The 13,584-nt window shown below is 69.7% G+C and carries 13 protein-coding genes, 1 other RNA gene and 1 pseudogene; 11 read left to right on the top strand and 4 right to left on the bottom strand.

All coding sequences use genetic code 11. The annotated features are described in order from the left end of the window. A pseudogene (locus BRX43_RS20555) lies at positions 1 to 110 on the top strand (IS630 family transposase); the annotation flags it as partial. A gap of 52 nt (positions 111 to 162) precedes the next feature. Here the strand turns inward: BRX43_RS20555 and mtgA are convergent. Genes mtgA through BRX43_RS13750 form a run of 4 tightly spaced genes read right to left on the bottom strand, consistent with a single transcriptional unit; the run spans position 163 to position 4,025 of the window. Then, a complete protein-coding gene (gene mtgA, locus BRX43_RS13735) occupies positions 163 to 837 on the bottom strand; it encodes a monofunctional biosynthetic peptidoglycan transglycosylase (protein WP_125995669.1) in 675 nt (224 codons plus the stop codon). A 45-nt stretch (positions 838 to 882) separates the two neighbouring features. Then, positions 883 to 2,115: an NAD(P)/FAD-dependent oxidoreductase gene (locus BRX43_RS13740; protein WP_125995670.1), complete on the bottom strand. Its 1,233-nt coding sequence runs from the start codon at positions 2,113 to 2,115 to the stop codon at positions 883 to 885. Between the two features lies 1 nt (position 2,116). Then, positions 2,117 to 3,022, bottom strand: coding sequence for an RNA polymerase sigma factor RpoH (rpoH, locus tag BRX43_RS13745; protein ID WP_125995671.1), 906 nt, complete (start codon positions 3,020 to 3,022; stop codon positions 2,117 to 2,119). A gap of 55 nt (positions 3,023 to 3,077) precedes the next feature. Further along, positions 3,078 to 4,025, bottom strand: a complete 948-nt coding sequence (locus tag BRX43_RS13750) for an RluA family pseudouridine synthase (RefSeq protein WP_125995672.1) — start codon at positions 4,023 to 4,025, stop codon at positions 3,078 to 3,080. An 18-nt stretch (positions 4,026 to 4,043) separates the two neighbouring features. Between BRX43_RS13750 and BRX43_RS13755 the strand changes: the two genes are divergently transcribed. The 10 genes from BRX43_RS13755 to BRX43_RS13800 all read left to right on the top strand — a co-directional run bounded on the left by BRX43_RS13755 (position 4,044) and on the right by BRX43_RS13800 (position 13,568). Beyond that, positions 4,044 to 4,466 carry a M67 family metallopeptidase gene (locus tag BRX43_RS13755; protein WP_125995732.1) on the top strand — a complete coding sequence of 141 codons (423 nt, stop codon included), beginning with the start codon at positions 4,044 to 4,046 and terminating at the stop codon, positions 4,464 to 4,466. A gap of 28 nt (positions 4,467 to 4,494) precedes the next feature. Further along, the gene (locus BRX43_RS13760; RefSeq protein ID WP_125995673.1) at positions 4,495 to 5,148 is read left to right on the top strand and encodes a histidine phosphotransferase family protein; all 654 of its coding nucleotides are present in this window, start codon (positions 4,495 to 4,497) and stop codon (positions 5,146 to 5,148) included. A 53-nt stretch (positions 5,149 to 5,201) separates the two neighbouring features. Further along, a complete protein-coding gene (locus tag BRX43_RS13765) occupies positions 5,202 to 7,526 on the top strand; it encodes a chemotaxis protein CheW (RefSeq protein ID WP_125995674.1) in 2,325 nt (774 codons plus the stop codon). Next, positions 7,523 to 7,954 carry a chemotaxis protein CheW gene (locus BRX43_RS13770; RefSeq protein WP_125995675.1) on the top strand — a complete coding sequence of 144 codons (432 nt, stop codon included), beginning with the start codon at positions 7,523 to 7,525 and terminating at the stop codon, positions 7,952 to 7,954. Before BRX43_RS13765 ends, BRX43_RS13770 begins: the two co-directional genes overlap by 4 nt. 79 nt (positions 7,955 to 8,033) lie before the next feature. Next, positions 8,034 to 8,399, top strand: coding sequence for a response regulator (locus BRX43_RS13775; RefSeq protein ID WP_125995676.1), 366 nt, complete (start codon positions 8,034 to 8,036; stop codon positions 8,397 to 8,399). Between the two features lie 83 nt (positions 8,400 to 8,482). Next, positions 8,483 to 9,565 (top strand): chemotaxis protein CheB, encoded by a 1,083-nt coding sequence (locus tag BRX43_RS13780; protein ID WP_241214960.1) that lies wholly within the window; start codon positions 8,483 to 8,485, stop codon positions 9,563 to 9,565. Then, positions 9,565 to 10,413, top strand: coding sequence for a protein-glutamate O-methyltransferase CheR (locus BRX43_RS13785; protein ID WP_125995677.1), 849 nt, complete (start codon positions 9,565 to 9,567; stop codon positions 10,411 to 10,413). Before BRX43_RS13780 ends, BRX43_RS13785 begins: the two co-directional genes overlap by 1 nt. Before the next feature lie 45 nt (positions 10,414 to 10,458). Beyond that, positions 10,459 to 11,148, top strand: a complete 690-nt coding sequence (locus tag BRX43_RS13790) for an N-acetylmuramoyl-L-alanine amidase (RefSeq protein WP_125995678.1) — start codon at positions 10,459 to 10,461, stop codon at positions 11,146 to 11,148. A gap of 11 nt (positions 11,149 to 11,159) precedes the next feature. Then, an RNA gene (gene rnpB, locus BRX43_RS13795) (RNase P RNA component class A) lies at positions 11,160 to 11,528 on the top strand. A 48-nt stretch (positions 11,529 to 11,576) separates the two neighbouring features. Next, a complete protein-coding gene (locus tag BRX43_RS13800; RefSeq protein ID WP_125995679.1) occupies positions 11,577 to 13,568 on the top strand; it encodes a hypothetical protein in 1,992 nt (663 codons plus the stop codon). Positions 13,569 to 13,584 lie beyond the last annotated feature (16 nt).

Raw genomic sequence — 13,584 nt, forward strand, 5'->3', positions numbered from 1 at the left:
CAGAGCGATCCCATGAAGCAACATGGCGCCGTGTCGGATCGCTCCTCAATGCCTTCTCACCAGACGAGTGCCGCAACTATCTGCGCAACTCCGGATATGCGTCAGCCTGATGTCATCATGGTCTAGGTGACAGGGACGGCGGGCTTGGTCCTCTACGTATCTCTACGACAGGCAACGGTCCAAGCCGCCCCGCCGCACCACGCCGACATATCGTGCCAGCACATTGCCATGCCGGCGGACGAAGCCGCGTGGATCGATGGCGGCGCGCTTCTTGGGCAGGGGCAGGACGGCGGCGATGCGCGCGGCCTCCAGCGGGGTCAGGTGCGACGCGTCATGACCGAAATAGCGCATCGCCCCGGCATTGGCGCCATAGGTGCCGATCCCCGTCTCGGCGATGTTGAGATAGACCTCCATGATCCGGCGCTTGCCCCAGAGATGCTCGATCAGGAAGGTGAACCAGGCCTCCACCGCCTTGCGCAGATAGCCGCCGCCCTGGAACAGGAAGGCGTTCTTCGCGGTCTGCTGGCTGATCGTCGATCCGCCCCGGATGCGGCCGCCCTCCGCATTGCGCATCGCCGCCGCGCCGATCGCGCGGAAATCGAAGCCCGAATGTGAGCAGAAGCGCGAATCCTCGCCGGCGATGGCGGCGCGCGCCATGTTCGGGTCCATCTCCGACAGCGGCATCCAGTCCTTGGTGACGCTCCGCCCGCCGATCACGTCGCCCAGCATCGTGAAGGTGAAGGGCGGCGGCACTAGGCGATAGGCCAACACCCACAGCACCGAACCGAGCATGAAGACCAGGGCCGCCTTGAGCAGCCAACGGAAGAACCAGAGCATGGCCGCGATCCTTATCGCGCCGCTGTCCGGCATCAAGGGGGCGGGTCAGCGACCGGCGTGGGCGATCACCGCTTCGGCGGTCGCGACACCGGTCTGATAGGCGCCGTGCGCGGTGGAAAAATCCTGCGGGGAGCAGGCCTCGCCCGCGAAGAACAGCCGGTCGTCCACCGGTTCGGCCAGGATCGCCCGCGCGGTCCGATAGCCGATCCGCGCATGGCTGTAGCTGCCGCCGATATGCGGTTCGTGCCGCCAGCGCGTGGCGATGGCAGGGTGCAGGCGTCGTCGCCAGTCGCTGCCGAGCAGGGCGACCAGTTCGTCGATCGCGAAGGCGGTGGCGTCGGCCTCCGTCGCCAAGGCTTCCGCGCAATCGCCACCGAAGAAGCTTTCGATGATTGGATGGCCGAACGGGGAGAGCCGATGGCTGGCGGTGCAGGCGCGGTGCGGATCGCCGGTCAGATGCGCGCCGGTCGGCCAGATCGGCCGGTCGACGGTGAGGAAGACCTTGTCCGCCAGCCCGAGCGGCAGGGCATCGGACGCCGCCTGCTTGGCGGGAAGCGCCGGGCTGAAGCTGAGGGCGCCGCTGGCCAGCATGGTGGTCGGCACCGCGACGATCACCCGGTCCGCCTCGATGGTGCCGTCCGGCGTGTCGAGCCGCAGGCTCCTGCCCCGATGGTCGATGCGATGGACCGGCGTCGACCATCGCACCGGCAGGCCCTCGGCATGACCGGCGACCAGCGTGCCATAGCCATCGGGCAACGTCCAATTGTCGTCGGTCGCCGCATCCTCATAAGCCGCCCAGTCGTGCAGCGACACGCGGGCGAGCGGCGCGCCGTTCACATAGCCGGAGATCGCGTCGAGATGCGGCCGCCACGGATCGTCGGCCGCGACGAAGTCGGACAGGGGCCGATCGGGCCCGTCCAGCGCGGCATGGGCGACGTCCTCCCAACGCTGCCAGGCCGCGCCGAACGCCTGTTGCGCCTCGGGCGGAAAGCCCAGGTCGCGCCATTGCGTGTCCCAATTGGGCGAGGACCGGTCGATGGCGAAGCCGGCACGCCCGGCGATCCGCGTCCAGGGATTGCGCCCGGCGCTGTGCAGCCAGCCGCAGCCGAGATCGACCATGGCCACACCGCCACCCGCGAGGGGGATGGCATGGCTGCGAGCCCGGCCACCGAGGCGATCGCTCGCCTCGACCAGCAGCACGTCATGGCCCGCATCATGCAGATGCCGGGTCGCGGCGATCCCGGCCGCACCGCCGCCGATGACGACGGTGCCGACCATGTCAGGCCGCCGCGAGCAGCCGCTTCTCGCCGGCGATCCGCATCATCGCCTTTTGCAGCTTCTCGAAGGCGCGGACCTCGATCTGGCGGACGCGTTCGCGGCTGACGCCATAGACCTGACTCAATTCCTCCAGCGTCTTGGGATCGTCGGTCAGGCGGCGTTCGGTCAGGATGTGCTTCTCGCGGTCGTTCAGGTCGTCCATCGCCGACACCAGCATGTCGTGGCGGACGTCCTTCTCCTGCTGCTCGGCGACGATGCTGTCCTGCAGCGGCGCATCGTCCGCCAGCCAATCCTGCCACTGGCCCTCGCCATCCTCGCGCATCGGCACGTTGAGCGAGGTGTCCCCGCCCATCGCCATGCGACGGTTCATCGACACGACCTCGGTCTCGGTCACGCCCAGGTCGGTGGCGATCTTGGTCACGTCCTCGGGACGCAGGTCGCCGTCCTCGAACGCGTCGAGCTTGGACTTCATGCGGCGCAGGTTGAAGAACAGCTTCTTCTGCGCGGCGGTGGTGCCCATCTTCACCAGGCTCCACGAGCGCAGGATATATTCCTGGATCGAGGCGCGGATCCACCACATCGCATAGGTGGCCAGGCGGAAGCCGCGATCGGGCTCGAACTTCTTCACGCCCTGCATCAGGCCGATATTGCCCTCGGAGATCAGCTCCGAGGTCGGCAGGCCATAGCCGCGATAGCCCATCGCGATCTTGGCGACGAGGCGCAGGTGGCTGGTGACCAGCCGCGCCGCCGCGTCGGTATCGCCATGTTCCTGGAACCGCTTGGCCAGCATATATTCCTCCTCCGGCTGGAGGAGCGGGAACTTGCGGATCTCGGACAGATACCGGTTCAGGCTCTGCTCGCCGCCCAGAGCAGGAATCGTCGCCGGGACGTTCGAGCCTTTCGCCATGATCAATACCCTTTCCTGAAGAGGTGCTCGCCGCAGCGCGGCATACACCTGCTATTTATACGTGAAGATGACTGAACAGTTCCTGCATATCGGGCGGCATCGCACTTTCGAACGCCATTTTGACCCCGCTGATCGGATGGATGAAGCCGATCAGCGCCGCATGCAGGGCTTGCCGCTTGAAATCCAAGGATTCCGTCACCGTCCGCGTCCACCCCTTCGGGCGGCCATAGACGGGATCGCCGAGCAGCGCATGGCCGATCGACGCCATATGCACGCGCACCTGATGCGTCCGCCCCGTCTCCAGCCGGCATTCGACCAGGGCCGAGTCGCGCAACGGCTGGATGGTCGTGAAATGGGTGACGGCACGCTTGCCGCCGGCGACGATCGCGATCTTCTTGCGGTTCTGCGGACTGCGCGCCAGCGGCGCGTCGACCGTACCCGCCGCCGGGCGCGGCACGCCGCCGGTGATCGCCTTGTAGCGCCGGTCGATCGAATGCGTGGCGAATTGCTTGGCCAGCCCCTCATGCGCGCGGTCGGTCTTGGCGGCGACCATCAGCCCACTCGTATCCTTGTCGATCCGGTGGACGATCCCCGGCCGCGCCACCCCGCCGATGCCCGAAAGCGAGCCCCGGCAATGATGGAGCAGCGCGTTCACGAGCGTGCCGTCGAGATTGCCCGCCGCCGGATGCACGACCAGCCCGGCCGGCTTGTCGACGACGATCAGATGCTCGTCCTCATAGGCGATGGCGAGCGGGATATCCTGCGCCTCGTTATGCGGCGCGGCCGGCACGGGCACCGCGACCGCGAAGGTCGCGCCCGCCGCCGCGCGCTTGGCGGGGTCGCGCGCCAGCACCTCGCCCTGGCTGACCGCGCCGGAGGCGATCAGCACCTTCAGCCGCTCGCGCGACAGCGTCGGCACGGCATCGGCCAGTGCGCGATCGAGACGCCAGCCATCCGCCGTGGGCGTGATGGTCGCGTGGATGATGGAAACCCCCCGGTCCATGAGCTAGCCTAGATGGCGATGGCGTTGCGGATTTCAAGCACGATCCTGGAGCGGATCACGGCGGAGGCGATCGCCTTTTCGGATCGGGAGGTCTGCGGCCTGTTGCTCGGCACGGGCGACCGGGTCCTGGAGGCGCGGTCCTGCCGCAACGTCGCCGCCGATCCGGCCGTGCGGTTCGAGATCGATCCGGCCGCCCTCCTCGCCGCGCATCGGGCGGCGCGGCGCGGCGGCCCGGCGGTGATCGGCCATTATCACTCGCATCCCAGCGGCCTGGTCGAACCCTCGCCCCGCGACGCCGCCGATGCCGTGGCGGACGGCAGCATCTGGCTGATCGCGGCGGGCGGGCGAGTGACCGGCTGGCGCGCGGTGGAGAATGGCGCGCTGCACGGCCGGTTCGTGCCGCTTCGCTTGCGCGGGGCGGCCGGGCGGGCCACAGGGTAGGGGACATGTCGTCCACAGGAACCCGCGCGTGACCATCAGCCCCGTCGATTTCGCCAGCCTGCTCTGCTCGCGCCTGTGCCATGACCTGTTGTCGCCCGTCGGCGCGCTCAACAACGGGCTGGAGCTGATGGCGGACGAGACCGACCCGGCGATGCGCGAGCGTTGCATGGAGCTGCTGGCCGAAAGCGCCCGCACCTCCGCCAACAAGCTCAAATTCTTCCGCTTGGCGTTCGGCGCGGCGGGTGGTTTCGGCGACCTGCTCGACCCGCGCGAGGCGCGCATCGCGATCGAGGGGCTGCTGAGCGATGCGCGCCGCACCCAGCTCGGCTGGATGGTCGAGGCGGAGGCGCTGCCCAAGGCGGCGGTCAAGGTGCTGCTCAACCTGGCGATGATCGCCAATGAGGCGCTGGTGCGCGGCGGACAGCTGGACATCGGTGCGGAGGCGGCCGGCGGCCGGATCGAGATCGTCGTGCGGATCGAGGGGCAGCGGATCATCCTCGATCCCGAACTGCGCGCGATGCTGACCGGCGGGCTGGCGGCGAGCGCGCTCGTGTCGCGCACGGCGGCGGCCTATATGATCCACGAGCTGGTCGCGGGGTCGGGCGGCTCGGACGGATCGGTGATGATCTCCGAGCCCGCGCCGAATGTGATGATTTTCGGGGCGGTGATGGTCGCCGGGTAAAGGCGGTCTTAACGTCTTTCGGGCCATGAGGGTGGTGGAACGCCCGGAGGCCCATGGACGAGCTGTTGCAGGATTTCACCGCCGAGACGCGCGAGACGCTGGAAGCGATCTCGGGCGAATTGGTCGCGTGGGAAGCCGATCCGACCGATCGCGCCCGGCTGGATGCGATCTTCCGCTTCGTGCACACGGTGAAGGGCAGCTGCGGCTTCCTCGACCTGCCGCGCCTGGGTCGGCTGGCCCATGCGGCGGAGGATGTGCTGGCGGCGGCGCGCGACGGGCTGCGTCAGCCCGATACCGCCCTGGTCAGCGCCGTGCTGGCGATCGTCGACCGGATCGGTGAGCTGAACGAGGCGATCGTGGCGGGGGCGCCGCTCGACGACAGCACCGACGACCTGCTGATCGCCGCGCTGGCGGCGGATGCCGCACCCGCCGCGCCCATATCCGGCACCGGGCCGTCGCGCACCGTGATCCGCAGCGTGCGGCTGGGCGTCGACCTGCTCGACCGGATGATGATCGGCATGTCGGACATGGTGCTGGCGCGCAACGAGCTGGCCCGCCGCCTGCGCGACACCACGCCCGACCCCCGGATCGAGGGTGCGCTCGAACGGCTGTCCGCCAGCGTCGCGGACATGCGCGACACCGTCACCCGCACCCGGATGCAGCGGGTCGAGACGCTGTTCGCCGCCGTCCCCCGCATGGTGCGCGACAGCGCGGCGACGCTGGGCAAGAACGTCGCGTTGACCATCGAGGGCGCGGATGTCGAGCTGGACCGCGAGATGATCGAGCTGCTGCGGGATCCGCTGGTCCATATCATCCGCAACGCGGTCGACCATGGCATCGAGTCGCCCGCCGAGCGCCGCGCCGCCGGCAAGGCGGAGGCGGGGCGGCTGGTCCTGTGCGCCCGCCAGTCGGGCAACCGCATCCTGATCGAGATCGCCGATGACGGGCGCGGCATCGACACCGACCGGGTCGCCGCCAAGGCGGTCGCCGCCGGCCTCCACACGGAATCCGAGGTCGCGCGGATGGACGAGGCGCAGCGCGCCCGGCTGATCTTCCATGCCGGCCTGTCGAGCCGCGATACGGTGACCGACCTGTCCGGGCGCGGGGTCGGCATGGACGTGGTGCGCGCCAATATCGAACAGTTCGGCGGTCGCGTCGAGCTGCGCAACCAGCGCGGGCGCGGGCTGACCCTGACGCTCCAGGTGCCGCTGACCCTGTCGATCATCCCGACCATCGTCGTCGGCGTCGGCGACCAGCGCTTCGCGGTGCCGCGCCAGGCGATCGAGGAGATCGTGTCGCTGACCGGCGGCGCGGTGCGGATCGATACGCTGGGCGGCCGCCAGGTGGCGACGGTGCGTGGCCGGCGGCTGCCGATGGTCGGCCTGGGCGCGGTGATGGGGATCGCAGACGAGGCGACCCGCGCGCTGGTGATCGTCTCCACCCGCGACGGCGATTATGCGCTGGGGATCGACGCGGTGCTCGACAGCGAGGAACTGGTGGTGAAGCCGGCCGCGCCGGCGGTGATGGCCAGCGGCATCTATGCCGGGCAGACCCTGCCCGACAGTGGATTGCCGCTGCTGCTGCTCGATTGCAGCGGCATCGCCACGGTCGCCGGCCTGCGCTTCGGCCTCGCCGCCGACGCGGTGGCGGAAGCAGGGGCGGCCGAAGCCCCCGGCATTCCGGCCCTGTGGTTCGACGATCTCGACGGGCGCCGCCGTGCGATCGCGCTGGCGGTGGTCGACCGGGTCGAATCGGTCGCGGCGGAGGCGATCCGCTGGACCGGTGGCCGGCTGCACCTCGCGCTGGACGAGCGGGTGATCCCGCTGGTCGCGATGGGCGACGTGCCGGTCGCGGGCGAGGTCACGCTGTTGCGCCTGACCGATGGCCATGTGGAGCTGTTCTACGCCGTGGCGGAGGCGCAGGAGATCGTCCGCCTGCCCGCCGCCATGGCCCCGGCGCGCGGCCGACCGGGCATCGCCGGGGTGGTGGTGATCGAGGGCGAGCAGGTCGAACTGCTCGATCCGCACGCGCTGTTCGCGGGCGAGGTCCGGGCCCCCGCCAGCCGCCCCCTCTGCCATTTGCGATGCGACGGGACGGGATGGATGGACACCTTCCTGCGGCCGGTGCTGGAGGCGGCGGGCTATCGCTGCACGACCGCGCCGGGGGGCGACGAGTCGGTGGCGGTGACGCTGGCGATGGAGGAGCTTGCGGCCGATGCCGGTGCCGGTGGCGATGTCGAACGATTGGTGCGGCTCAGCCGGCGTCCGCTCGGCCCGGCCGGCATCGGCAGCGGCGACACCACCGCGACCGTTTATCGCTATGACCGCGCCGCCCTGATCGCGGCGGTCGCCGAACGCGCCGGGAGGGCGGTGGCATGAACCGGAAGCTGTTTTTGCTGGCCTATGTCGCCGACCGCTGGGTCGCGATCGATGCCGGCGACGTCGATTCGGTGGTCGATATCGGCGGGATCGTCGCGGTGCCGCGCGCGCCGGGGGCGGTGCGCGGGCTGGCGGCCTTGCGCAGCCGCGTCGTGACGGTGATCGACACCCGGGTGACGCTGGGCCTGTCGCCGACCGCGACGCCCCGGCGGGCGGTGATCGCGCAGATCGACGGCCATCACTATGCCTTTCTGGTCGATGCGCTGGAGGACATCGCGCCGTTCGAGCGGCATCCGCTGTCGGCCGGGCTGGCGCTGGACAGCGGCTGGGATGCCGCCGCCGCCGGCATCGTCGAGCGCGACGGCGAGCCGCTGCTGGTGATCGACCTCAAGGTGCTGGTTCCGGCGGCGGATCGCGCCGCCGCCTGATGGAAAGGCGAGGGGGATTAAGCCGATGCTTACTCCTTGCCATCTAGAAATATTGTGCCGCGTTACGGAAGGTGAACGGATGAAGACGTGTCTGGTGGTCGATGACTCCAAGGTGATCCGCAAGGTCGCCCGCCATATCCTGGAGACGCTGGCCTTCGAGGTGCGCGAGGCCTGTGACGGCCGCGAGGCGCTGGAGGCGTGTCGCGCCGCCGTGCCCGATGTGGTGCTGCTCGACTGGAACATGCCGGTGATGAGCGGCATGGATTTCCTGCGCGCGCTGCGCGATTCCGACCTGCCGCGCCGGCCCAAGGTGGTGTTCTGCACCACGGAGAACGGCATGGCCTATATCCGCGCGGCGATCGAGGCGGGGGCGGACGAATATGTCATGAAGCCGTTCGATCGCGAGACGCTGGAAAGCAAGCTGCAGATCGTCGGGCTGGCCTGACGCGACCCTGGTCCGCTTCGGAAGCCTCCTCTGGAATCGAGGTCATCCTGTCCCCGTCCCCCGCCTTTGACGACCCACCGGATTTGCCGCCGCGCGTCCTGATCGTCGACGATTCGGTCGTCGCGCGGGCGGTGCTGTCGCGGCTGATCGATGCGGGCGACCGGTTCATGGTGGCCGGCGCGGTCGGATCGGTGGCGGCGGCGCTGGATTTCCTGGGCCGGACCCGGGTCGACATCCTGTTGCTCGACGTGAACATGCCCGGCGTGGACGGGCTGACCGCCTTGCCCCAGTTGATCGCGGCCGGGCGGGGCGCGCGGATCGTCGTCGTTTCCTCCTCGGTCGGCGACGGCGCGGCGGCGACCGTGCAGGCGCTGGCGATGGGGGCGGCGGATACGCTGGTGAAGCCCGATACGGCGGCGCTGACCAGCGCCTTCGGTCGCACCCTGCTCGACCGGCTGGACCGGCTGATCGACCGGTCGCCGGCCGGCACCGGCATCGTCATGGAGCCCGCCGCGTCGCCGTCGCGAAAGTCGGTCGCGCCGCCGCCCGGCCTGCCCGCGACGGTCGCGGCGGACCGCTCGTTCGATCTGGTCGCGATCGGCGCCTCGACCGGCGGCATCCATGCGCTGGGCCAGCTGTTGGGCCGCTTGCCCGCGACCTTCCGCGCGCCGGTGCTGGTGACCCAGCATCTGCCGGCCGCCTTCATGCCCTATTTCGCGGCGCAGCTCGCGACGATCTCCGGCCGCCCCTGCGACGTGGCGGAGGATCGGATGCGGATCCGCCCCGGCCGGCTGATCGTCGCACCCGGCGATGCGCATCTCCGCTGCGTCGCCCTGGGGGAACGGGGGGGAGACCGCGGTGCGGCCGTGAAGCTGTCGACCGCGCCGGCGGTCAGCGGCTGCCTGCCCTCGGTCGATCCGATGCTGGCGTCGCTGGCGGCGATCTACGGGGAGCGGCTGCTGGCGATCGTGCTCAGCGGCATGGGCCGCGACGGCGCGGAGGGGGCGGGCCATGTCCGCGCGGCAGGAGGACGGGTGATCGTACAGGATCAGGCGAGTTCGGTCGTTTGGGGTATGCCGGGCGCGGTCGTCGCGGCCGATCGCGCCGATGCGGTGCTGACCCCGGCGGCGATCCGCACGTTGCTGGTCGGCGGCGAGGCGCGGTGATGCCGAGCGCGACCACCCCGCCCGTCTCCAGCAACGCGGCGGCGGTACTGGGCGCGCTGCTGGAAGCGCGGACCGGGCAGCAACTGGCCAGCTATCGCAGCTGGCGGCTGGATACCGCGCTGATCCCGTTGCTCCGCGAACGATCGCTCGACACGCTCGACCAGCTCGTCGCGCTGCTGCTCAACGGTCGCGATCCGGGGATCGGCGACCGCATCGTCGATGCGCTGGTCAATAGCGAGAGTTCCTTCTTCCGCGATTCGGCGGTCTTCGACCAGCTGGCCGAGGTGGTCGCCGCGCATGAGGGGGCCGGCCACCGCGTCCGGCTGTGGAGCGCGGGCTGCGCGACCGGGCAGGAGCCGTTGTCGCTGGCGATGCTCTTCGCCGAGCGACAGGCGGACAGCGGCGCTTCCATGCCGGAGATCGTCGCCACCGACGTGTCGGAACAGGCGCTGGCGCGTGCGCGCGCCGCGCGCTTCACCCAGTTCGAGATCCAGCGCGGCCTGCCGATCCGGCGGATGATGCGCTGGTTCGAGGGCGAGGGCGGCGACTGGCACGCGCGGCCCGAGCTGGTGCGGATGGTCCAGTTCCGCCGCCAGAACCTGGTCGCGGATCGGGCGCCGCCGGGCCGGTTCGACCTGGTTCTGTGCCGCAACGTGCTGATCTATCTGTCGCCCGTCACCAAGGCGCGGGTCTTCGAGACACTGGCCCAGGCGCTTCGGCCCGGCGGCACGCTGGTGCTGGGCGCCGGCGAGACGGTGATCGGCCATAGCGACGCGTTCGAGCCGTGCCGGCGGTTCCGCGGCTTCTATCGCCGGGTCGATGGCGAGGAGAAGCTGGTCGCGGCATGATCATGCCGTCTTGCCGTCGAAACAGTTTCGGGCCAACGGTCGGTCATGACGATCATCGATACGCCCTCGCCCAATTGGGACGAGCGAACGCTCCCCGTGTCGATGATCGTGCTCCACTATACGGGGATGCAGGACGCCGACAGCGCGATCGCGCGGTTGCGCGATCCGGCGGCGAAGGTGTCGTGCCATTATCTGGTCGCCGAGGACGGCACCATCATGCGCATGGTCGACGAGGACAAGCGCGCCTGGCACGCGGGAAAGTCGCACTGGCGCAGCATCGACGACGTGAACTCCGCCAGCATCGGCATCGAGATCGTCAATCCCGGCCATGACTGGGGCTATCGGCCGTTCCCGGACGAACAGGTCGCGGCGGTGATCCGGCTGGTGATGGCGGTGAAGGACCGGCACGGCATCACGCGCGGCAACATCGTCGGCCATTCGGATATCGCCCCCGCCCGCAAGCGCGATCCGGGCGAGCTGTTTCCCTGGCACAGCCTGGCGCGGCTGCGGCTGGCGCTGCCCCGCCCGACCAAGAACCTGCTCGACCCGAAATGGAGCGAGGCCGGCTTCTGCCTGGCGCTGGAGCGGTTCGGCTATGACGTGTCGGACCGGATGGCGGCGATCATGGCCTTCCAGCGTCGCTTCCGCCCCGAAATGATCGATGGCGAGATCGATGCGGAATGCCGCATGATCCTGCTCGCGCTGCTGCTTCCCAAACCGCAAGGCGACGACTAAGGAGGCCGCAGCCAGAGGATCGGGCGACCGCGGCCCCAAGCGATTGGGGGCGAGGAAAGTCCGGGCTCCATGAAACAGCGGTGCCGGGTAACGCCCGGCGGGGGCGACCCCAGGGACAGTGCCACAGAGAGCAGACGGCGACCGCTTCGGCGACGTCAGGGTGAAAGGGTGCGGTAAGAGCGCACCGCGCGACCGGTAACGGAAGCGGCATGGTAAACCCCACCGGGAGCAAGACCGAATAGGGACGGCGCATGGGTGTGTTTCCACCCGTCGTCCGGGTTGGTTGCTGGAGGCGATGCGCAAGCATCGTCCTAGAGGAATGGTCGCCCATCCTGCCTTGCGCGGGGGGACAGAACCCGGCTTACAGATCCTCTGGCTATTTTCTCCCCGTCGCGGCACCAAGGGTGCATCGACGAGGGGAACGGGTGATGAAGAGCGGATTTGCGATCGGCGCGGCGGTGCTGGCGATCGGGGGGGCGGCGGTCCCGGTTCCCGTCGTTGCGCAACAGCCCGCGCGTACCGTGCAGCAGGACTTCGAAGCCGCGACCGCGCTGTCGGAGAAGCCCGAAAGCCGCGCGGCCGCGCTTGCCGCCTGGCAGGCGCTGGAAACGCGCACCAAGGCCGGCACCCGCAGCCATGCCATCGTCCAGGTCCGCAAGGGCAGCATCCTGTTCCGGCTCCACCGTTACGACGAAGCGATCGCGGCTCTGCGCGCGGGATTGGCCGGCCTGCCGGCACGCGATGCCAGCTTGGCCGAGGACCGGGTGATGGCCCAGCTCGAACTGGGGGCGATCGCGGTGGAGACGCTCGACTATGCCGGGGCGGCCAGCACCTATGCGGCGGCCGAGGCGGCGGCGACCGCGCCGGGCGAGAAGCTGGGCGCGCAATTGTCGTTGGTTCATGTGCAGACCTTCGTCGATCCGGCGGCCGCCCGCGCGACGATGGGACGGATCGACGCGCTGGCTGCGCGGACCAAGCTGGCCTCGGATGCGCGCGGGCTGATCGAACAGCGCCGCGCCGAACTGCAGATGAACACCAACGACCTGCCCGCCGCGAAGGCGAGCGCGATCCGGGCGGTCAGTGCCATGGGCGGCCTGACCGAGCGGACGTCGATCGGGGATGTCGGCGCCCGTTCGGACGCCGCGATCGCGTTATTGCTGACCGGCAACCGCGAGGAGGCGCGCCGCTACATGGCGATGACCGGAGCCGGTCGCCTGCCCAAGGGGCGGTTCAACATCGCGCAGCAACTCGCCGCCCCGGATTGCGGGGGTGAAGCGGGGTTGAAGCCCGACGACATGGCCGTGGTGCAATTCAGCATCGCCGAGGATGGCTCGACCCAGTCCGTGACGCCCATCTATTCGAGCGGGGGCGGGAAGGTCGCCCTGGCCTTCGCGCAGGCGGTGCGCGACTGGTCATGGCCGGTCGAGGATGTCGCGGCCCTTCCGACCTTCTTCCGATACAATGCGCGGGTCGAGATGCGGTGCTCGACCGCCTTTCCCCGCCCGGCGATCAGCGACAGCTTCGACCAGGCGCTGGCCGCCTGGCTGACCGAAAAGGGTGCGCCCGTCACCCTGGTCGCGGACGGCAGCGATGCCTTGGCGCTGCCGGCGCAACGGGCCGCCCTGGCGACGGCCGAGGCGCGAGACCCCAAGTCGCTCGCAGTGCTGGCGGCGCTCATCACGCTCGCCAACAACCGCGTCGTGCCGCGCGAGGAGCGATCGTCGCTGTACGAGCGTGGCCTCGCCATCGCCGAGGCGAATGCGGTGCCGCCGCTGCCACGCCTGGCCCTGGAACTGCCGGCCGCGGCCTATCGGTCCGCCGATGATCGCAAGGACCAGTTCCAGCGCGCCGTCACGCCCTTGTTGAACAAGCCCTTCTATGCGGATGATCCGCAAGCGCGCGCGGCGCTGCGGCTGGCGTTGGTCGACCATGTCGATTCGAAGCGGGCAAGCGCGAACAGGGATCGCGAGATCATCCTGCGCCAAGTCGTCGATGACGCGGCCCTGGCCAAGGACGACCCGTTGAAAGTGGGCGCGCTGGTACGCCTCGCCTCGTTGCAGATCGAAGCCGGCAAGCCCGACGCCGCCCGCTCCGCCTTCGCGATGACCGGCCTGAATGCTCAGCAATGCGCCGTGCTCGATGCGCGCCCCCGGATGGTGTCCACGCCGGGAGCGGAAGCCTTCCCGCAAGAGGCGCAGGCCTGGGGCTTCGAAGGCTGGACCCAGGTGCAGTATGACATCGGCGCGGATGGCCGCACCTCCGAACCGCGCACCCTGCTCAGCTATCCGCCCTTCATCTTCTCGCAGGCGGCGAGCGACTTCATGGGCAGGGCGCGTTTCGCCAAGACCTATCGGCCCGATGGCGGCCTAGGCTGTGGCGGCAATGTCCAGCGGATCAGCTTCCAGATCCCCGGCAAATAACCGCCAGCCTCCCCGC

The sequence above is a fragment of the Sphingomonas sp. S-NIH.Pt15_0812 genome (genome assembly GCF_003951315.1).
Classification (GTDB): domain Bacteria; phylum Pseudomonadota; class Alphaproteobacteria; order Sphingomonadales; family Sphingomonadaceae; genus Sphingomonas.

Bases quoted from the DNA above. Each gene is read 5' to 3' on its own strand.
- mtgA (WP_125995669.1), bottom strand. From the start codon at position 837: ATGCTCTGGTTCTTCCGTTGGCTGCTCAAGGCGGCCCTGGTCTTCATG.
- BRX43_RS13740 (WP_125995670.1), bottom strand. From the start codon at position 2,115: ATGGTCGGCACCGTCGTCATCGGCGGCGGTGCGGCCGGGATCGCCGCG.
- rpoH (WP_125995671.1), bottom strand. From the start codon at position 3,022: ATGGCGAAAGGCTCGAACGTCCCGGCGACGATTCCTGCTCTGGGCGGC.
- BRX43_RS13750 (WP_125995672.1), bottom strand. From the start codon at position 4,025: ATGGACCGGGGGGTTTCCATCATCCACGCGACCATCACGCCCACGGCG.
- BRX43_RS13755 (WP_125995732.1), top strand. From the start codon at position 4,044: ATGGCGTTGCGGATTTCAAGCACGATCCTGGAGCGGATCACGGCGGAG.
- BRX43_RS13765 (WP_125995674.1), top strand. From the start codon at position 5,202: ATGGACGAGCTGTTGCAGGATTTCACCGCCGAGACGCGCGAGACGCTG.
- BRX43_RS13770 (WP_125995675.1), top strand. From the start codon at position 7,523: ATGAACCGGAAGCTGTTTTTGCTGGCCTATGTCGCCGACCGCTGGGTC.
- BRX43_RS13775 (WP_125995676.1), top strand. From the start codon at position 8,034: ATGAAGACGTGTCTGGTGGTCGATGACTCCAAGGTGATCCGCAAGGTC.
- BRX43_RS13785 (WP_125995677.1), top strand. From the start codon at position 9,565: ATGCCGAGCGCGACCACCCCGCCCGTCTCCAGCAACGCGGCGGCGGTA.
- BRX43_RS13790 (WP_125995678.1), top strand. From the start codon at position 10,459: ATGACGATCATCGATACGCCCTCGCCCAATTGGGACGAGCGAACGCTC.
- BRX43_RS13800 (WP_125995679.1), top strand. From the start codon at position 11,577: ATGAAGAGCGGATTTGCGATCGGCGCGGCGGTGCTGGCGATCGGGGGG.